Origin of the sequence: Streptomyces sp. NPDC008139, assembly GCF_042957025.1 — a bacterium.
Lineage (GTDB): Bacteria > Actinomycetota > Actinomycetes > Streptomycetales > Streptomycetaceae > Actinacidiphila.
Genome location: NZ_JBIBHM010000009.1, coordinates 331,538 through 350,945, shown reverse-complemented (window position 1 = coordinate 350,945; position 19,408 = coordinate 331,538). Strand labels below are relative to the sequence as shown.

Annotated in this window: 13 protein-coding genes and 2 pseudogenes; 11 read left to right on the top strand and 4 right to left on the bottom strand. The window is 74.1% G+C overall.

All coding sequences use genetic code 11. The features are described from left to right. Positions 1-99: 99 nt before the first annotated feature. The 11 genes and pseudogenes from ACFZBB_RS21525 to cobC all read left to right on the top strand — a co-directional run bounded on the left by ACFZBB_RS21525 (position 100) and on the right by cobC (position 12,252). Positions 100-2,211 carry a putative cobaltochelatase gene (locus tag ACFZBB_RS21525; protein WP_391124584.1) on the top strand — a complete coding sequence of 704 codons (2,112 nt, stop codon included), beginning with the start codon at positions 100-102 and terminating at the stop codon, positions 2,209-2,211. Beyond that, complete coding sequence (gene cobO, locus ACFZBB_RS21520) at positions 2,211-2,807, top strand: cob(I)yrinic acid a,c-diamide adenosyltransferase (protein WP_355333755.1); 597 nt, start codon at positions 2,211-2,213, stop codon at positions 2,805-2,807. The genes ACFZBB_RS21525 and cobO overlap by 1 nt, the downstream gene beginning before the upstream one ends. Continuing rightward, positions 2,801-4,369, top strand: coding sequence for a cobyrinate a,c-diamide synthase (locus ACFZBB_RS21515; RefSeq protein ID WP_391124581.1), 1,569 nt, complete (start codon positions 2,801-2,803; stop codon positions 4,367-4,369). Before cobO ends, ACFZBB_RS21515 begins: the two co-directional genes overlap by 7 nt. Beyond that, the gene (gene cobI, locus ACFZBB_RS21510) at positions 4,366-5,109 is read left to right on the top strand and encodes a precorrin-2 C(20)-methyltransferase (RefSeq protein ID WP_391124578.1); all 744 of its coding nucleotides are present in this window, start codon (positions 4,366-4,368) and stop codon (positions 5,107-5,109) included. The genes ACFZBB_RS21515 and cobI overlap by 4 nt, the downstream gene beginning before the upstream one ends. Beyond that, positions 5,106-6,005 carry a precorrin-4 C(11)-methyltransferase gene (cobM, locus tag ACFZBB_RS21505; RefSeq protein ID WP_391124576.1) on the top strand — a complete coding sequence of 300 codons (900 nt, stop codon included), beginning with the start codon at positions 5,106-5,108 and terminating at the stop codon, positions 6,003-6,005. Before cobI ends, cobM begins: the two co-directional genes overlap by 4 nt. Positions 6,006-6,009: 4 nt before the next feature. Then, on the top strand, positions 6,010-7,254 hold the full coding sequence (cbiE, locus tag ACFZBB_RS21500; protein ID WP_391124752.1) for a precorrin-6y C5,15-methyltransferase (decarboxylating) subunit CbiE: 1,245 nt from the start codon (positions 6,010-6,012) through the stop codon (positions 7,252-7,254). Beyond that, a pseudogene (locus ACFZBB_RS21495) lies at positions 7,212-7,598 on the top strand (hypothetical protein); the annotation flags it as partial. The gene cbiE and the pseudogene ACFZBB_RS21495, both read left to right, overlap by 43 nt. A gap of 738 nt (positions 7,599-8,336) precedes the next feature. After that, positions 8,337-9,530: pseudogene (gene cobJ / locus ACFZBB_RS21490) on the top strand (precorrin-3B C(17)-methyltransferase); the annotation flags it as partial. A 64-nt stretch (positions 9,531-9,594) separates the two neighbouring features. Then, positions 9,595-10,230, top strand: a complete 636-nt coding sequence (locus ACFZBB_RS21485; RefSeq protein ID WP_391124573.1) for a precorrin-8X methylmutase — start codon at positions 9,595-9,597, stop codon at positions 10,228-10,230. Then, entirely contained in the window at positions 10,227-11,123 is an 897-nt protein-coding gene (locus tag ACFZBB_RS21480) for a CbiX/SirB N-terminal domain-containing protein (protein ID WP_391124570.1), read from the top strand. Before ACFZBB_RS21485 ends, ACFZBB_RS21480 begins: the two co-directional genes overlap by 4 nt. After that, on the top strand, positions 11,107-12,252 hold the full coding sequence (cobC, locus tag ACFZBB_RS21475) for an Rv2231c family pyridoxal phosphate-dependent protein CobC (protein ID WP_391124567.1): 1,146 nt from the start codon (positions 11,107-11,109) through the stop codon (positions 12,250-12,252). The genes ACFZBB_RS21480 and cobC overlap by 17 nt, the downstream gene beginning before the upstream one ends. Positions 12,253-12,281: 29 nt before the next feature. Here cobC and ACFZBB_RS21470 read toward each other — a convergent pair whose 3' ends face one another. The 4 genes from ACFZBB_RS21470 to ACFZBB_RS21455 form a co-directional block, all read right to left on the bottom strand. Further along, positions 12,282-15,410 carry an ABC transporter substrate-binding protein gene (locus ACFZBB_RS21470; RefSeq protein ID WP_391124564.1) on the bottom strand — a complete coding sequence of 1,043 codons (3,129 nt, stop codon included), beginning with the start codon at positions 15,408-15,410 and terminating at the stop codon, positions 12,282-12,284. A gap of 135 nt (positions 15,411-15,545) precedes the next feature. Continuing rightward, the gene (locus tag ACFZBB_RS21465; protein ID WP_391124561.1) at positions 15,546-16,721 is read right to left on the bottom strand and encodes an SCO1860 family LAETG-anchored protein; all 1,176 of its coding nucleotides are present in this window, start codon (positions 16,719-16,721) and stop codon (positions 15,546-15,548) included. A 474-nt stretch (positions 16,722-17,195) separates the two neighbouring features. After that, positions 17,196-18,284 carry an amidohydrolase family protein gene (locus tag ACFZBB_RS21460; protein WP_391124558.1) on the bottom strand — a complete coding sequence of 363 codons (1,089 nt, stop codon included), beginning with the start codon at positions 18,282-18,284 and terminating at the stop codon, positions 17,196-17,198. Positions 18,285-18,405: 121 nt separating this feature from the next. After that, complete coding sequence (locus ACFZBB_RS21455) at positions 18,406-19,377, bottom strand: DJ-1/PfpI family protein (protein WP_391124555.1); 972 nt, start codon at positions 19,375-19,377, stop codon at positions 18,406-18,408. Between the last annotated feature and the right edge of the window lie 31 nt (positions 19,378-19,408).

The window sequence follows — 19,408 nt, the reverse complement described above, 5'->3', positions numbered from 1 at the left end:
CCCGACTCTCCAGCCCGCCCGGGGGTTGAGGGCTTCGGGGACGGGCGGGGTGGGGGGAGAGATGTCAGCGAACCGCTTGTGCATGTACGAGGAGGCATCGTGAGTACGCCGTATCCGTTCACGGCCCTGGTGGGCCAGGAAGACCTGCGGTTGGCGCTGCTGTTGAACGCCGTGAGCCCGGCGGTGGGCGGGGTGCTGGTCAGGGGGGAGAAGGGCACCGCGAAGAGCACGGCGGTGCGGGCGCTGTCGACGCTGCTGCCGGATGTGCCGGTGGTGCAGGGGTGCAGGTTCTCCTGCGACCCGGCGGCCCCGGACGCGCAGTGCCCGGACGGCCCGCATGAGGCGGGCGGGGGAACGACCCGCGCGGCGCGGGTGGTTGAGCTGCCGGTCGGCGCGAGCGAGGACCGCCTGGTGGGAGCGCTGGACATCGAGCGCGCCCTGTCGGAGGGCGTGAAGGCGTACGAGCCGGGCCTGTTGGCGGCGGCGCACCGCGGCGTGCTCTACGTGGACGAGGTGAATCTGCTCCACGACCACTTGGTGGACCTGCTGCTGGACGCGGCGGCGATGGGCGCGAGCTATGTGGAGCGCGAAGGCGTCTCCGTCCGGCACGCGGCCCGCTTCCTGCTGGTCGGCACGATGAACCCGGAAGAGGGCGAGCTGCGCCCGCAGTTGCTCGACCGGTTCGGCCTGACGGTCGAGGTCGCGGCCTCGCGGGAGACCGACGAGCGCGTCGAGGTGGTCAGGCGGCGGCTGGCGTACGACGCGGATCCGGCCGGTTTCGGGGCGCGTTGGGCGGCAGACGAGCAGGCGGTGCGTGAACGGATAGCCGCAGCGCGGCGGTTGCTGCCGTCGGTGCGTCTGGGCGACGGCGCGCTGCGGCAGATCGCGGCGACGTGCGCGGCGTTCGAGGTGGACGGGATGCGCGCGGACATCGTCATGGCGCGTACGGCGACGGCGCTGGCCGCGTGGGCGGGCCGCACGGTCGTACTCGCCGAGGACGTACGGCAGGCCGCGCTGTTGGCGCTGCCCCACCGGCGGCGTCGCAACCCCTTTGACGCGCCCGGTCTCGACGAGGACAAGCTGGACGAGACGCTGGAGCGGGAGCGCGGGGCCGGCGAGGGAGAGGGAGAGCGGGGCGAGGGGCGGGACGGCGAGGGGGACGACGACCCGGACACCGACCCGGACGGCCCCGGCGGCGGCCCGTCCGGGCCTCGGGAGCCGGAGGGCGGCCCGCAGGGCGGCTCGCGGGAACAGCCCGGCAGCGAGCAGGACGCGCCCGCGGGCCAGGACTCCCCCGCCGCGAGCGCGGGGGCGGGCGACAGCGCGGGCGACGGCGCGGGGCCCACGGGCGAGTGGCCGGCGGTCGCCGCCGGGGACCCGTACAAGACGCGGCACTTCGACGTGCCGGGCATCGGCGAGGGCGCGGCCGGGCGCAGGTCCAGGGCCCGTACGGCGCACGGCAGGACGACCTCCGCCAGGCGCCCGCGCGGCTCGCTGACCAAGCTGCATCTGGCGGCCACCGTGCAGGCGGCGGCCCCGTACCAGCGGGCGCGCGGCCGGTCGGGCGCGGGGCTCGTGATCCGCCGGGACGATCTGCGGCAGGCCGTCAGGGAGGGCCGCGAGGGCAATCTCGTGCTGTTCGTGGTGGACGCGTCGGGCTCGATGGCGGCGCGGGAGCGGATGACCGCGGTCAAGGGTGCGGTGCTGTCGCTGCTGCTGGACGCGTACCAGCGGCGCGACAAGGTCGGTCTGGTCACCTTCCGGGGCGCGGACGCCGACCTCGTGCTGCCGCCGACGTCGTCGGTAGAGGCGGGCGCGGCCCGGCTGGAGAAGCTGCCGACCGGTGGGCGTACGCCGCTGGCCGCCGGGCTGCTCAAGGCGCGTGAGGTGCTGCGCGTGGAGCGGTTGCGGGACGCCACGCGGCGCCCGCTGCTGATCGTGGTGACGGACGGCCGGGCGACCGGCAGCCGGGCGGCGGCGGGCAGCACGGTCAAGAGCGGTCTGGAACCGATGGCGCTCGCCGCGCGGGCGGCCCGGCTGCTGGCCGCGGAAGGCACCGCCTCGGTGGTCGTCGACTGCGAGTCGGGCCCGGTCAGACTCGGCCTCGCGGGCGCGCTGGCACAGGAGTTGGGCGGCGTCGCGGTGACGCTGGAGGAACTGCGCGCCGACACGGTGTCCGCGCTCGTGAACGACGTACGGAGGGCCGCGTAATGCCGCAGGGGCAGCCGAGTGCCGTACCGGACGACGGTTTGACGACCCGTCAGCGCAGGAACCGGCCGCTGACGATCGTTCACACCGGGGTCGGCAAGGGGAAGTCGACCGCCGCCTTCGGTCTCGCGCTGCGCGCCTGGAACCAGGGCTGGCCGGTCGGGGTGTTCCAATTCGTCAAGTCCGCCAAGTGGAAGGTCGGCGAGGAGCGGGCGCTGCGCGTGCTCGGCGACTCCGGCGAGGGCGGGACCGTCGCCTGGCACAAGATGGGCGAGGGCTGGTCCTGGGTGCAGCGGTCCCTGGAGTCCAGCGAGGACGCGGCCCGCGAGGGGTGGGAGCAGGTCAAGCGGGACCTGGCCGCCGAGACGTACCGGCTCTACGTGCTGGACGAGTTCGCGTACCCCATGCACTGGGGGTGGGTCGACACCGACGAGGTCGTCGCCGTGCTCCGCGACCGGCCCGGCGCCCAGCACGTCGTCATCACCGGCCGCAACGCGCCGCCCGCGCTGGTCGACGCCGCCGACCTCGTCACCGACATGTCCAAGGTCAAGCACCCCATGGACGCCGGGCAGAAGGGGCAGAGGGGCATCGAGTGGTGAACGTCCCCCGCCTCGTGGTGGCCGCGCCCGCCTCCGGCAGCGGCAAGACCACGGTCGCCACCGGGCTGTTGGCCGCCTTCGCCGAGGCCGGGCTCGCCGTGTCCCCGCACAAGGTCGGGCCGGACTACATCGATCCCGGCTACCACTCGCTCGCGGCCGGGCGGCCCGGCCGCAACCTCGATCCCTTTCTGTGCGGGCCCGACCGTGTCGTCCCGCTCTTCGCGCACGGCGCCGCCGGGTGCGAACTCGCCGTCGTCGAGGGCGTCATGGGGCTTTTCGACGGTGCCGCGGGGCGCGGTGAGCTGGGCTCCACCGCGCAGGTCGCCAAGATTCTCCGGGCGCCGGTGGTTCTCGTCGTGGACGCCGGCGCGCAGTCGCGGTCCGTCGCCGCGCTCGTCCATGGCTTCGCCTCCTGGGATCCCGAGGTGCGGATCGGCGGGGTCGTTCTCAATCACGTCGCTTCCGATCGGCACGAGGCCCTTTTGCGGGCCGCGCTCGACGAGTCCGGGGTGCCCGTGCTCGGTGTGCTGCGGCGCGCGCCGCTGCTTCATGTGCCGTCCCGGCACCTCGGGCTCATTCCTGTCGCCGAGCGGCGGGGCGACGCCGTGGGGTGGGTCCGTGAGCTCGCCGCGCTCGTGCGCGGCGCCTGCGATCTGCCCGCGCTCCTCTCCCTGGCGCGCAGCGCCCCGGACCTGCCAGGCTCCGCCTGGGACCCGCTGTCCGAGCTGGCGGCCTGCGGCGCCTCTTTCCCCCGCCCCGCCCCTCCCCGAAACCGTGGCTCCGCCCCGGACCCTCCCCCAGCTACCGCTGGGGGTACCCCCACTCCTCAAACGCCGGAGGGGCTGATTGTTCCTTCACGTCCGGCGATCGAGGACCCGGCTGCCGCCGCAGGGCCGCCGAAACCGCAATCAGCCCGTCCGGCGATTGAGGACAGGGGGGGCGGGGGGTTGCGCTCGGATTCGGGGAGGGGCGTGGTGGTGGCTGTCGCGGGTGGGGCGGCGTTCACGTTCGGGTACGAGGAGCAGGCGGAGCTGCTGCGGGCGGCGGGGGCGGAGGTGGTGGGGTTCGACCCGCTGCGGGACGAGGAGTTGCCGGAGGGTACGCGCGGCGTGATCCTCGGCGGCGGCTTCCCCGAGATGCACGCCGCCGAACTGTCGGCGAACGAGCGGCTGCGCGAGGCGGTCGCCGCCTTCGAAGGCCCGATCGCGGCGGAGTGCGCCGGACTCCTCTATTTGACAAGGGAGTTGGACGGCGCCCCGATGTGCGGGGTGCTGGACGCCACGGCCACGATGACCGACCGCCTGACGCTGGGCTACCGCGAGGCCGTCGCGCTGAGCGACAGCGTGCTGGCGGCGGCAGGCACCCGCCTGCGGGGTCACGAGTTCCACAGGACCCGCGTGGAGCCGGGTGCGGGCGCCGCCCCGGCCTGGGGTTTCACCGGAGAAGCCGCCCGCAGGGTCGACGGCTTCGTGGAGAAGAACGTGCATGCCTCGTATCTGCATGTGCACTGGGCCGCCGAGCCGTCACTGGCGCGGCGCTTCGTAGAGAGGTGCGCCGAATGACCGCGCTGCTGACCGGAGTCGGGGTGGGTCCCGGCGACCCGGAGCTGGTGACCGTCAAGGGAGTGAACGCGCTGCGGGCGGCGGCCGTGGTCGTCGTACCGGTACTCGACACAGGCGAGCGGGGGCGGGCGGAGGCGACCGTACTGCACTACGTGGACGCGGCGCGGATCGTCCGGGTGGTGTTCGCGCTGAACGAGCGGACCGACCGGGCGCGGCGGGAGGCGGCGTGGGACGCGGCGGGCGCGCGGGTGGCCGAACTGCTGCGGGAGCACGGGGCGGTGGCCTTCGCGACGATCGGCGACCCGAATGTGTACTCGACGTTCACGTATCTGGCGCAGACGGTCACGGAGTCGGTGGCCGGGGTGCGGATCGAGACGGTGCCCGGCATCACCGCGATGCAGGATCTGGCGGCGCGCAGCGGGGCCGTACTGACCGAGGGGACCGAGCCGTTGACGCTGGTGCCGGTGACGGCGGGGGCCGCGGTGCTGCGGGCGGCGCTGGAGGGGCCCGGCACGGTGGTGGCGTACAAATTCGGGCGGCTGGCCGGGGAAGTGGCGGCGGCGCTGCGGGAGACCGGCAGGACCGAGGGCGCGGTGTGGGGCAGTTCGCTGGGGCTGCCCGGTGAATCGATCAGGCCCGCCAAGGAGTTGGCGGAGGAGCTGCGGGATGGCGCACTGCCGTACCTGTCGACGCTGATCGCGCCCGCGCGGCGCGACGGCGGCCGGGGAGGAAAGCTGTGAGCGGCGCGACGGAACCGAGGACGAGCGCTGAAAAGGGCGCGAAGGTGACGATCGTCGGCGCGGGCCCCGGCGCGGCGGATCTGCTGACCTTCCGGGCGGCGCGGGCCATCGCGGAGGCGGACGTCGTCATCTGGGCGGCGAGCCTGGTGCAGGCCGAGGTGCTGCGGCACGCCCGCGACGGAGCGGAGATCCTGGACTCGGCGGCGATGTCGCTGGAGGACGTGGTCGCGGTGTACGAGCGGGCGCTGCGCGAGGGGCTGCGGGTGGCGCGGATCCACTCGGGCGATCCGGCGCTGTGGGGCGGCACGCAGGAGCAGGTGGACCGCTGCGCGGGGCTCGGCATCGAGGTGGAGATCGTGCCGGGGGTGTCGTCGTTCTCGGCCGTCGCGGCCCTGGCCGGGCGGGAGTTGACGATTCCCGAGGTCGCGCAGTCGGTGATCCTGACCCGGCTGGGCGGCGGCAAGACGCCGATGCCGCCGGGCGAGGAGGTCAGGGAATTCGCCCGGCACGGTACGACGATGGCGGTGTTCCTGTCCGCCGCGCGGTCCGGGCAGCTCGCCGCCGAGCTGCTGGAGGGCGGCTACGTCACCGGCACCCCGGTGCTGATCGCCCATCAGGTCACCTGGCCCGAGGAGCTGTTGCTGCGCTGCACGGTCGGCACGATGGAGGCCACCGTGAAGGAGCACAAGCTCTGGAAGCACACGCTCTTCCTGGTCGGGCCCGCGCTCGCCGCCTCCGGGACGCGCTCGCACCTCTATCACCCCGGGCACTTCCACGGTTTCCGGCGGGCCGATCCGGTGGCGCGGCGCGCCCTGCGGGAGTCCCGTGCTCCCGGAGAGTCCCGTACACCGGAGGAGACCCGCGCTTCGGGGGAATCGCGTGAGTCCCATGGGTGACGGCGTGATCACCGTCCTCGGCGTGGGTACGGGCGGCCCGATGCCCGACGTCGGCGCCGCCGATCTGGTCGTCGGCGGCGCCCGGCACCTCGACGCGGTCCAACTGCCCGCCGGGGCACGGCGCGTGGTGCTCGGGCCGCTCGCACCCGCGCTCGACACGATCGCGGAGTACGTGGCCGCGCCCGGTGCCCGCGTGGTCGTGCTCGCCTCGGGCGACCCCGGATTCTTCGGGATCGTACGGGCGTTGGGCGCGCGGTTCGGCGCGGCGGCGCTCGACGTACGGCCGTCGTCCCCGTCCGTCGCCGTCGCCTTCGCCCGGCTCGGGCTGCGCTGGGACGACGCGGTGGTGGTCAGCGCGCACGGACGCGATCTGCGGACCGCCGTCCATGTGTGCCGGGCGCACCCCAAGGCGGCCGTACTGACCGGGCCCGGCGCGGGACCGGCCGAGTTGGGCGCGGCGCTGGCCCGTACCGGCCTGGACCGTACCCTCGTTGTCGCCTCCGCGCTCGGTACGGACGCCGAGCGCGTCGAGCGGGTCTCGCCCGCGCGGGCCGCCGAACGGGACTGGTCGGGGGCCGGGGTCGCGGTGGTGCTGTGCCTGGCAGCGGACTCCTGCGACGAACGGGCCGACGTCTCCCGTACGGTCGCGGGGCCGCCGCCCGCACCCGCCCAATGGGCGCTGCCCGAGGAGGAGTTCGCACACCGCGACTCCATGGTCACCAAGTTCGAGGTACGGGCCCTGGCCCTGGCCCGGCTCGGGCCGCGCACCGGGGACCTGGTGTGGGACGTCGGGTCCGGGTCCGGGTCCGTGGCCGTGGAGTGCGCGCGGTTCGGCGCCGCCGTGGTCGCCGTGGAGAAGACGGCCGACGGCGTCGAGCGGATACGGGCGAACGCCGTCGCGCACGGCGTGGACGTGCAGGTCGTGCACGGGGACGCGCCCACCGCGCTCGACGGACTGCCCGATCCCGACGCCGTCTTCGTCGGCGGCGGCGGGCGGGAGCTGGCCGCGATCGTCGCGGCGTGCGCACGGCGGGCACGGCGGACCGTCGTGGTGACGCTCGCCGCCGTAGACCGTGTGGCGGAGGTCCGCGGTGCCCTGCGGGCCGCCGGGCTGGTGCCCGACGGTGTCCTGCTCCAGTCGTCGCGGCTCGCGCCGCTGCCCGGGGAGGTGGCGCGGCTGGCCGCGACGAATCCCGTGTTCGTGCTGTGGGCCCGGCGCCCCGCACCCCAAGAAGGAGAGCTCTCGTGATCGGCCTCATCCACGCCACCGCGGCGGGGCGCACCGGATGCGAGCGGCTCGCCGCCGCGTGGCCCGGCAGGACGGTGCTGTACGGGGACGGCGCGGACCGTCCGCTGCGGTCCGTCGTGGCGACGGCCTTCGCCGAGTGCGACCAGCTCGTCCTCTTCCTCGCGACCGGCGCCGCCGTGCGGCTCCTCGCCCCGCTGCTGCGCGGCAAGGCCGAGGATCCCGGTGTCGTCACCGTCGACGAGGCCCATCGCCACGCCGTCGCCCTCCTCGGCGGGCACGGCGGCGGCGCCAACGCTCTGGCCTCCGCCGTCTCCTCCGTCCTCGGGTCCGCTCCCGTCATCACCACCGCGACCGACTCCGTCGGCACCCCCGCGCTCGACGCCCTCCCCTACCCCACGGACGGGCCTGTGGCCCCCCTCACCCGCGCCCTCCTCGACGGTGCCCCCGTCCGCCTCCACACCGACCAGACCTGGCCCCTCCCCGCCTTTCCCCTGACGGTGGTCTCGGCAGAGTGGGCCCCAGCGGATTCGGGGGAACCGTCGTCCCCCGAAAGCCCCCGGACCTCGGCCGGGCGGCGCACGGCACCGCCGAACCCCGCCGTCCCGCGTCCGCCGGACGCGGCGGATTCAGGGGAACCCTCTTCCCCCGAAAGCCCCCGGACCTCGGCCGGGCAGGACCAGCCGTCCACGCTCCACGCCGAACCCCCGGCCCAGCACGAGCTGACCTCGGCACCGCCGAACCCCGCCGTCCCGCGTCCGCCGGACGCGGCCGGATCAGGGGAACCCTCTTCCCCCGAAGACCCCCGGACCTTGGCCGGGCGGCGCACGGCACCGCCGAACACCGCCATCCCGCGTCCGCCGGACGCGGCGGGATCAGGGGAACCCTCTTCCCCCGAAGACCCCCGGACCTCGGCCGGGCAGGACCAGCCGTCCACGCTCCACGCCGAACCCCCGGCCCAGCACGAGCTGACCTCGGCACCGCCGAACCCCGCCGTCCCGCGTCCGCCGGACGCGGCGGGATCAGGGGAACCGTCATCCCCCGAAGACCCCCGACCCGTGGCTGAAGCCGCCTCCCGTGTACGCCCGGCGGGCGCGGGTGGGTATGCGGTGTGGGTGACGGATCGGGTGGTGGGGGGAGATGAGGGAGGCGTCGCGGTGTTTGTGAGGCCACCGTCGTTGGTGGTGGGGGTGGGGGGAAGCCGGGGGGTCGGGCAGGAGGAAGTGGTCGGGCTGGTGCGGAGCACCCTGGCTGAGGCGGGGCTGGCGGAGAAGAGCGTGAGCGCCCTGGCGACGGTGGACGCGAAGGCCGGGGAGGAGGGGATCGTGGCCGCGGCGGCGGAGTTCGGGGTGCCGTTGCTGACGTACGCGGCCGCGGAACTGGCGAGGACGGCCGTGCCGAACCCGTCGGCGGCGCCGCTCGCGGCGGTCGGGACACCGTCCGTGGCGGAGGCGGCGGCGATCCTGGCCGCCGGGGTCGGCGGCCGACTGATCGTGGAGAAGCGGAAGTCGGCGATGGCCACAACCGCCGTCGCGCGGCGCCGACCGCGCGGACGGCTGGCCGTGGTGGGCCTGGGCCCCGGCGCCCGCGACCTGGTGACACCGCGTGCCGTGGCGGAACTGCGCCGCGCGTCCGTGATCGTCGGCCTCGACCAGTACGTCGACCAGATCCGCGACCTGCTGCTGCCCGGCACCCGCCTGCTGGAGTCGGGGCTTGGCGCGGAGGAGGAACGGGCCCGCACCGCCGTCGCCGAGGCCCGCGCCGGGCACGCCGTCGCGCTGATCGGGAGCGGTGACGCCGGGGTCTACGCGATGGCCTCCCCCGCGCTGGCGGAGGCGGCCGACGACATCGACGTGATCGGCGTCCCGGGCGTGACCGCCGCCCTGGCGGCAGCCGCGCTGCTGGGCGCGCCACTCGGCCACGACCACGTCTCGATCAGCCTGTCCGACCTGCACACACCCTGGGACGTGATCGAACGGCGCGTGCGGGCCGCCGCCGAGTCCGACCTGGTCGTGACCTTCTACAACCCCCGCAGCCGCGGGCGCGCCTGGCAGTTGCCCAAGGCGCTGTCCGTCCTGGCCGAGCACCGCACCCCGCTGACCCCGGTCGGCGTCGTCCACGCGGCGTCCCGCCCGGACCAGCGGGTCGAGGTCACGACGCTCGCCGACCTCGACGTCGGCACGGTCGACATGGTGACGGTCGTGACCGTCGGCAACACCGCCAGCCGTATCGTCTCCGGCCGCATGGTGACCCCCCGGGGCTACCGCTGGCAGACATGACGGCGCCCCGTCACCCGTTCCCACAAGCCCCGCCCGCCCCCACCCACTCCGGAGGAGAAACCGCGTGAACCGTACGGTCCACCCCATTGAGCAGGAGTCCTTCCGCATCCTGCGGTCCCGGCTCGACACCTCAGGGATGACGCCGCTGCGCCGGGCCGTCGTGGAGCGCGTGATCCATTCGAGCGCGGACCTCGGGTACGCGGAGGACCTGGTGTGCGAGGAGTCGGAACTCCGTTACGCGCACGCCGCGTTGCACGCGGGCGCGCCGATCGTGGCGGACGTGGAGATGGTCGCGTCCGGGATCACGGCACGGTCCTCGGTGTGCCGGCTCACGGACGCGGCGTCCGGGCCGGGACTGACGCGCAGCGCGCACGCGATACGGCTGGCGTACGCGGAGGTCGGGCCGGGCGCGGTGTGGGTGGTCGGATGCGCGCCCACGGCGCTGGAGGAGTTGCTGAACCTGGACGCGGCGCCCGCGTTGGTGATCGGGCTGCCGGTCGGCTTCGTCGGCGCGGCGGAGAGCAAGGCACGGCTGCGGGCGTCGGGGCTGCCCGCGGTCAGCAACGTCTCGGAGAAGGGCGGCTCCGCGGTGGCCGCCGCGGCACTCAACGCCCTGTTGTACACGGAATATCCCCTCGCGGAACAGCCTCTCGCGGAACATCCCCTCACCGACCATCCCTTCAAGGAGAACGACCAGTGACCCACCCCCCTGCCCTTCTGCTCGTCGGCCACGGCACGCGTGACGCGGCCGGTGCGGCTGCCTTCCGCTCGTTCGTGGCGCAACTGGGCGCGGCCAGCCCGGAGTTGGCGGTCGGCGGCGGCTTCATCGAGCTGTCGCCGCCGCCGCTGGCGGACTCGGTGGCGGAGCTGGTCGGCGCGGGCGTACGCGACTTCGCCGCGGTCCCGCTGGTGCTGGTGTCGGCCGGGCACGCCAAGGGCGACATACCGGCGGCGCTGGCCCGTGAGGAGCGGCGCCATCCGGGGACGTCGTTCGCGTACGGGCGCCCGCTCGGGCCGCATCCGAATCTGCTGACGGTGCTGGAGCGGCGCGTGGACGAGGCGCTCGCGGGCGCCGACCGCGCGGAGACCACGGTGCTGCTGGTGGGCCGGGGTTCGACGGATCCGGACGCCAACGCCGAGGTGTTCAAGGTGGCGCGGCTGCTGTGGGAGGGCCGTGGTTACGCGGGGGTGGAGACGGCCTTCGTGTCGCTGGCCGAGCCGTCGGTGCGGGCCGGTCTCGACCGCTGTCGCAAGCTGGGCGCGCGCCGCGTCGTCGTACTGCCGTACTTCCTGTTCACCGGTGTGCTGCCGGACCGGGTACGGGACCAGGCCCGCGAGTGGGCGGGGGAAGCGCCGGACGTGGAGCTGCGCTGCGCGGAAGTGATCGGCCCCGAGCCGGAGTTGGCGGAACTGGTGATGGAGCGCTACCGGGAGACGGTACAGGGCGACCTGCGGATGAACTGCGACTCGTGCGTGTACCGGGTCAAGCTCCCCGGCTTCGAGGACCGCGTCGGGCTGCCGCAGCAACCGCACCACCACCCCGACGACCCGTCGCACAGCCACGGAAGCGGTCACCATGCGCACACCCACTGACCGCGACCGCGTGCCGGACCCGGCGGCGGGCGGCGGCCCGGACCCGTACGGCCGCGACACCCCCGACGGCCATGCCGCCCGCCGCGCCGAAGTCGCCGTCGACGGCTACGACTTGCGGCATCACGGTGACGCCGAGGTCGGCGAGGGCCTGATCGACCTCGCGGTCAACGTCCGCGCGAACACTCCCCCGCCCTGGCTGCGCGAGCGCGTCGCGCGGTCGCTGACCGGCCTCGCCGGATATCCGGACGGCCGGTCGGCGCGGCACGCGGTGGCCGTACGCCACGGGCGGCCGGACGCCGAGGTGCTGTTGACGGCCGGAGCGGCGGAGGCGTTCGTGCTGCTCGCGCGGGCGCTGACACCACGTCACACGGTCGTGGTACACCCGCAGTTCACCGAACCCGAGGCGGCGCTGCGGGCGGCCGGGCACGAGGTGCGGCGGGTCCTGCTGTCCGCGTCCGACGGCTTCCGGCTCGACCCGGCGGCGGTTCCGCCGGAGGCGGATCTGGTGGTGGTCGGCAATCCGACCAACCCGACGTCCGTCCTCCATCCGGCCGCGTTGATACGGGAGTTGGCCCGTCCTGGGCGCACGCTGGTGGTGGACGAGGCGTTCATGGACGCGGTGCCGGGCGAGAGCGAGTCGCTGGCCGGGTGCCGGGACGTGCCCGGGCTCCTCGTCCTGCGCAGCCTGACCAAGACCTGGGGCCTGGCCGGACTGCGGATCGGTTACGTGCTCGGCGACGCGGACACGGTCGCCGCGCTGGAGAGCGCACAGCCGCTGTGGGCGGTGTCGACTCCCGCGCTGGCGGCGGCCGTTGCCTGCGTGGAGCCGGACGCGCTCGCGGAGGCGGCGGAGGCGGCCCGTACCGTGGTCGGCGACCGCGCCTACCTGCTGGACCGGCTGGCCGCACTCCCCGGAGTCGAGGTCGCGGGCGACGCGCCCGCCGGACCCTTCGTCCTGCTGCGCCTGCCCGGCGCGGCCGACGTCCGGCTCCGGCTGCGAGAGATGGGCTACGCGGTCCGGCGCGCCGACACCTTCCCCGGCCTCGGACCCGACTGGCTGCGGATCGCCGTACGTGACCGCCGTACGACGGACGGCTTCGCGAACGCCCTGGCCACGGCCATGGCCTGAGACCAGGGCGCTCAACCGGCCGGTCCTGCCTACTGCTTGACGCCGAGGGCGGTGAGGTCGACGCCGCCGAGGACCGGCTGCTCGTAGACGTTGGTGAGGCGGGGGGCGCGGTAGACGAGGTGCTGGGTGTAGATCAGCGGGACCATGGTGCCCTCGCCCATCAGCTTGGCGTCGATCTGCTGCCAGAGCGCGGCGGCCTTGGCCGGATCGAGTTCGGCGTCGGCCTGGTCGACCAGGCTGTTGATGTCGCTGTCGTCGAGACCCGAGTAGTTGTTGACACCGCCCGGCTGGATCAGCGAGCGCAGGAAACCCCCGCCGGTGGGCCAGTCGGCGGCCCAGCCGGTCATCACGATGCCCCACTTGGCGTTCTTGAGCTTGCTGGGCGTCAGCAGCGTGTCGTAGAAGGTACTGGCGTCCTGCGTGACGATCTTGACGGTGATGCCGACTTCGGCGAGGGAACTGCGGATGGACTGCATGGCGTCCTCGACCCGCCCCGCCGCCTTGACTCCCGCCATGGTGACGGTGAAGCCGTTCGGTTTGCCGCACTGGCTGAGCTGCTGGTGGGCCTCGCTCAGGTACGGCCCCTGCGTCCCGTAAGGCGTGGCCGAGGTGCTGTAGCCGTCCGTGATCGGCGGCAGCATCGTGCTGGCGATCTCACCGCCGTCGTACTGGCCTCCCAGCACGGCCCGGACCGCCGACTTGTCCACCGCGTACTGCACCGCTCGACGGCACTCGTACCGGTCGAAGGGCGCCACCGTGGTCTGGAGGCTCAGGAAGCGGGTGGTGCCGTTGAAGACGAGGTCCGTATTGGCCTTCAGCGCCGGGTCGTTGAGGATCTTGGTCTCGGTCTGGTCGCTGACCGTCTGGCCGGCCAGGTCGAGGTCGGCGCTGCCGTTGAGCAGATCGGTCTCAACCTCGTCCTGACTGCTGACGATCTTCAGGTCGATCGCGTCGGGCAGCGCGGAGTGCACGGTGTCGGTCCTGGGGTCCCAGTGGGTGTTGCGGACCAGGTGCAGCGAGGTGCCCGAGGTATAGCTCGCGACGCGGTAGGGGCCGCTGCCGACGGGGTGCTTCCCGAAGTCCTTGCCGCCGCCGGTGTCGGCGGACTGCGGGACGGGCGCGCCGATCGACAGCGCGAGGACGTAGCGGAAGTCCGCGTAGGGCTTGGCGAGCCGGAAGACGATCGTGCGGTCGTCCGGTGTGGCCACCGAGCGCAGGCCGAGCCTGCCGGGGTCGCTGTCGGTGTACGGGCCCCGGTAGTTCTGCCCCTGGTCGAGGAGGTCCACGAGGTGGGTCGGGCCGCCGGGGAACTCGTCGCGGGCGAAGGTCCGCTCGATGCCGTACTTGATGTCCTTGGAGGTGATCGGCGCTCCGTTGTCGAAGGTGACGCCGTCCTTGAGGCGGAAGGTCCAGGTGCGGCCGTCGGAGCTGACCTGGCCGGTGTCGGTGGCGAGGTCGGGGACGACCTTGCGGCCCGCGCCGCCGGGCGCGGGCGCGTAGTCCACGAGCTTGCGCAGGTACAGGCGCTGGAGATTCCACGACGGCTGGTCGTAGGTGGCTGCCGGGTCGAGGAGATTCTCCGAGGAGTAGGAGGAGATGAGCTTCAGCGTGCCGCCGGTGGCCGTCGAGGGTCTGACCACCCCGTTCAGCCCACCGCTGTAGCCGGAACCCTCTTTCCCGCCGTGGAGTCGGAGCGCCGCGTTCTGCACGGTCGGCTTGTCGGTGGGCTTGTCGTCGCCGTGCTTCTTGCCGCCGAACGGCGCGAAGGTGAGCGTCACGGTCACGGCGACCGCGGTGACCGCGAGCCCGGCCGCGCCCGCCATCCACCGGCGGCGCCCGGCCCCGCCCCGCGGCGGATCGGCGGGCCTGCCCACATTGAGCGGCGGCGGGGTGCTCGGCAGATACTGCGGCGGCACCGGGGGCTGCGGGGCGCGGTACGCGGGGTGCTCCGGCTGGAGGTAGCCGGCCGCGCGCGGCGGCGGGGTCGCGTCGCCCGCGGCGGCGGGCGGTACGGACGAGCCCCGGCCCGCGGACGGGGAAGGAGTGGCCGAGGACGGTGCGGGGGTGCCGGAAGACGGTACGGGGGTGCCGGACGAGGGCGAGGGCGTGCCGCCGGACGGGGAAGGCGTGCCCGGCGACCCGGCGGGGGTCCGCGGTGCCCGCGGCGGCGTGCCGGCTCCGGCCGGGTCCGCCTTGGGCGGCAGCGCGGGCAGCCCGGCGCCCGGCACTCCGAAGGTCGCCCGGGGGTCGGCCGCCGACGAGCGCTTGCCCGAGCCGCCGTCGGCGGGTTCCGCGGCGGGTCCGGTCAGCGCGGAGGAGCCGGTGGCCGCCAGCCAGCCGCGCAGTTGGTCGCGGAAGGCGGCGGCGCCCTCGGGCCGCTCGGCCGGGTCCTTGGCGAGCGCGGCCAGCACCAGCGCGTCCAGTTCCTCGGGCACCCGCGGATTGCGGGCGGACGGGGCCGGGGGCGGGGTGTGGACGTGCCAGTACATGAGATTGATCGGGTTGCCGTCGGTGAACGGCGGTCTGCCGGTGAGCAGTTCGGTCAGGACGCAGCCGACCGCGTAGACGTCGCTGCGGGCGTCGACGTCGATGCCGTTGATCTGCTCGGGCGACATGTAGCTGGGCGTGCCGATCGCCGAGCCGGTGGCGGTCAGCCGGGCGTCGCTGTGCAGGACGTGCGCGATGCCGAAGTCGGCGACCTTGACGGCGCCTTCGGTGGTGATCATCACGTTGGCGGGTTTCACGTCGCGGTGGACGGTGCCGTGGCTGTGCGCGTGGGCGAGCGCGTCCAGCACGTCGGCGGCGATGCGCGCCGCGCGCTCGGGCGCGAACCAGACCTGCTCGCGGACGAGTTGGGCGAGCGTGCTGCCCCGCACGTACTCCATGACCAGGTACGGCACCACGGTGTCGTCGTCGGTGCGGACCTCGTCCTGGTCGTGGACGGTGACGATGCCAGGGTGGTTGAGCGCTCCCGCGGCCTGCGCCTCGCGGGCGAACCGGCGGCGCGCGTCAGGGTCGCTGGCCAGTTCGGGCAGGAGCGTCTTGACCGCGACGGCGCGGCCCATGCGGGTGTCGCGGGCGCGGTGCACCCGGGCCATTCCGCCGGAGCCGAGCAGCTCCGCCAGTTCGTAACGACCCGCGAAAAGCCCGTCGACCATTACTCGTTCGCCCCGTTCGCCCATCCCCAAGTCGAACGGTAGTCGAGCCGCCGTTCGTAGGGAACAGAGTAGAGGGCGGCTCCCGGAGTGGAGCCGCCCTCCCCTGTATTCCCCCGATCCCCCCGGTGGGCCCGACTACTCGCCGCGCGAAGCGGCGGCCTTGCGGCGGCGGTTGGTGAGCAGGAAGGCGCCGCCGCCCACCGCGATCAGGCCGATGGCGCCGTACGCCATGTACGGCGTGGAGGAACTGGCGCCGGTCTCGGCCAGGTTGCCGGTGTTCACCGAGGTGTCGGTGCCGGTCTGCGGGTGGGTGTCGCTGCCGCCGGAGCCGGAGGTGGAGCCGCCCGAGGTGCCCGCGGAGCCGGACGTACCGCTGGAACCGCCGTTGCCGGAACCGCCGTTGGACGAGCCGGAGGTGGAGCCGCCGGTGGAGTGGCCGCCCGTGGAACCGCTGGTCGAGCCGCCGTTGGTGGACCCCCCGTTCGCCGAACCGCCGTTCGTCGAGCCGCCGTTCGTCGAGCCGCCGTTCGTGGAACCGCCGGAGTTGCCGCCCGACGTCGACCCCCCGGTCGAGCCGCCTGCCCGGGGCGTACGGCAGGTGGCCTGCGCCAGCGTGACGTCACCGGTGACCTCGGCGACTCCGAGGTTCAACGGGTTGATGTGGACCTTCAGTTGGAGGGCGGTGGCGGCGGCAGTACGGGAGGTGGTCACGGTGTTGGTGAGCTGGAGGCTGACCTCACCGACCCCGCCGACGTGGACGTCGGTGGTGCCGACCGCGTTGAGCGAGATGGTCCTGCCGAGGATCGTCACCCCGACCAGCTTCGAACTGGCGGTGGGCTTGCGGCCCACCTGGCAGGTCGCCTTGGACGTGACGGCGTCCAGCTTGATCAGCGAGAGCAGCGGTAGTCCGGGGACATGGACCTCCGCCTTGGCCACGTTGGCGTAGCCCTCCGCCTTGTAACGGTCGGCGGTCGCGTTCGCCGTCGCGACGTCGGCCCGCAGGATGTTGATCTCGCGACCCTGCTCGACACCGCTGCCGACCTTCACGGTCAGCGCGGTCTCCTTCGCGTCGGCGGGCGCCTTCACATCGTTGAGCGAGACATTCACCGGGACGTCCACGGTCTTGTTCAGCAGCGATACGTCGAGGCCCGCTCGCAGCACGGTCGCGGTGGACGTGCCGCCGCCCGAGGGCGCGGGGGTCGCCTGCGCGCCCGGCGCTACGGCGAGGGTGCCCGCGGCGAGGGCGACGGCGGCGCCGATGGCGGCGGCCGAACGGCGTGCGGGCAGGCTGACGTTGATGGTGCGATACACGGTGGAAAACCCCCACAAGTGGCATGGAGTCCCCGGCGCACGACCGTTGGGGACAGCCGCCGGGGACCTCGACCCGGCAATGTTTACGCACTGAGGGTGAACTGGCGGGCACACGGCGTCAGTTCACCCATAAGGGTGGTTTCCGTGAGCTTCTTCGAATCTCGCCGCACGACCGTTCCCCCGCGTCACCCGGACCACGGGATGACACCCCTCACCTCGGTTGACGCGCCGGGCGTGCGCGAAGATGCCTAACGCGTCCCGGCTCCCGTACGTCACGGTGGGTCAACACGCGTCCTCGCACGTCGAACGGCCGTGGCGTACACGGGAGGCGGCGAGCGGCGCGGCGCGACCGTATGCGCGCGGCGGCGGGGCCACACGGGCGGGGCATGGGGGTGGAGGTGGTGGCGCGACCGTATGCGCGCGGCGGCGGGACGGCTGGACCGCGAAAAGACCCCGAGGGACCCTGAAGGGCCGTCAGGCGACGACCGTGCCGCGCAGCACGATCCGCCGCGGCGCCGCCAGCACCCGCACGTCCGCGCGCGGATCGCTCTCGTAGACCACCAGGTCGGCGGGCGCGCCCTCGGTGAGCCCTTCGCGGCCCAGCCATTGGCGGGCACCCCACGTGGCGGCGGAGAGAGCGGCGTTGGCGGGCAGCCCGGCGGCGACCAGCTCGGCGACCTCGTCGGCGACCAGGCCGTGGGCGAGGCTGCCGCCCGCGTCCGTACCGGCGTAGACGGCGATACCGGCGTCGTACGCGGCGCGCACGGTGTCGTGGCGGCGGGCGTGCAGCCGTCGCAAGTGGTCGGCCCAGCGCGGGAATTTGGCCTCGCCACCCGCGGCCAGGGCGGGGAAGGTGGCGATGTTGACCAGGGTGGGGACGATGGCGACGCCGTGTTCCGCGAAGAGCGGGATGGTGTCCTCGGTGAGGCCGGTGGCGTGCTCGACGCAGTCGATGCCCGCGGCGACGAGGTCGGCGAGCGAGTCCTCGGCGAAGCAGTGCGCGGTGACGCGGGCGCCTTCCTCGTGCGCGGCGGCGATGGCCTCGGTGAGCGCGTCCTTCGGCCAGCACGCGGCGAGGTCGCCCGCCTCCCGGTCGATCCAGTCGCCGACCAGTTTCACCCAGCCGTCGCCGCGGCGCGCCTCGCGGCGTACGTACGCGGTCAGGTCGCCGGGCTCGATCTCGTGGGCGTAGTTGCGGATGTACCGGCGGGTGCGGGCGATGTGGCGGCCCGCCCTGATGATCTTCGGCAGGTCGGCGCGGTCGTCGGTCCAGCGGGTGTCGCTCGGCGAGCCCGCGTCGCGCAGCAGCAGCGCGCCGGCCTCCCGGTCGGTGAGCGCCTGCTTCTCCGCGGTGTCGCGGTCGACGGCGCCGTGCGCGTCGAGTCCCACGTGGCAGTGCGCGTCGACCAGTCCCGGCAGGGTCCAGCCGGTGACGGTCGCGGCCGGAGCCGCGGCCGGGCGGTCGTAGCTGATCCGCCCGCCGATCACCCACAGCTCGTCCCTGACCTCGTCGGGCCCGACCAGCACCCGTCCCTTGATGTGCAGCACGTCGCGTTCACCCATGCACGGCACTGTACGAGGCACCGGGCGGTCGCGGGTCCTACGGTCGCCGGTCGTCCGGTCGTACGGCCCGGACCGGCGAAGGCCGCCGCCGCCGGACGCGCCGCCGCCCACCGACCAGAGGTCAGGCCGTCGTCAGGCGGGTGAACGTCGCGCGGTAGTCGCTCGGCGTCAGCCCCGCCCTGCGCAGCAGGTGCTGCCGCAGCGAGTCGGCGGTGCCGAGGCCGCTGGCGCGGGCGACCTGGTCGACGGGCAGGGTCGTGGTCTCCAGCAACTCCTTGGCCCGCTCGACGCGTTGGTGCAGCAGCCACTGGAGCGGGCTGAGTCCGGTCTCGGCGTGGAAGCGGCGGCTGAGGGTGCGGACGCTGACGGCCGCGTGCCGGGCGAGGTCGGTGAGGGTGAGCGGCGCGTCGAGCCGGGTCATCGCCCAGGCGCGGGTCGCGGCGAGCGACGTGCCGGTCTCCGCGGGCAGCGGTGTGTCCGTGAACTGCGCCTGCCCGCCGTGCCGTACGGGCGCGACCAGCGCGAGCCGGGCCACCGTGTTGGCGACGGCCGCGCCGTAGTCGGTGCGGATGATGTGCAGGCACAGGTCGATGCCCGCCGCGTACCCGGAGGACGTCAGCATCTGGCCGTCCTGGACGAAGAGCACGTCGGGCTCCATGACCACCGCCGGGTAGCGCGCGGCGAGTTGGCCGGTGTACTCCCAGTACGTGGTGGCCTGGCGGCCGTCGAGCAGTCCGGCCTCGGCGAGCAGGAAGGCGCCCGTGCAGATGGAGGCCACGCGCTTGCCCGCCCGCGCGGCCTGCCGCAGGACGGCCACGACACGCGCGTCCGGGTCCTCCCGCGACCCGGTCCCGGCCACGACCACCGTGTCGGCTCGCTCCACCGCGTCGAGCCCCTGCCCGATCACCAGCTCGGCCCCGCCGCTGGTCCCGACGCTGCCGGGGTCAGGCGTGCACAACTCCACCTCGTAGCCGGGCCCGCCGTCCACCCGGACCTTGCCGAACAGCATCTCCGGCACGGCCAGGTTGAACATCGACACCGGCCGCGCGGCGATCACCGCGACCCGGTGCGGGCGGGGACACGTGAAGGGCATGGCCAGAACCTCCGGGACCGTGGCATTCAGG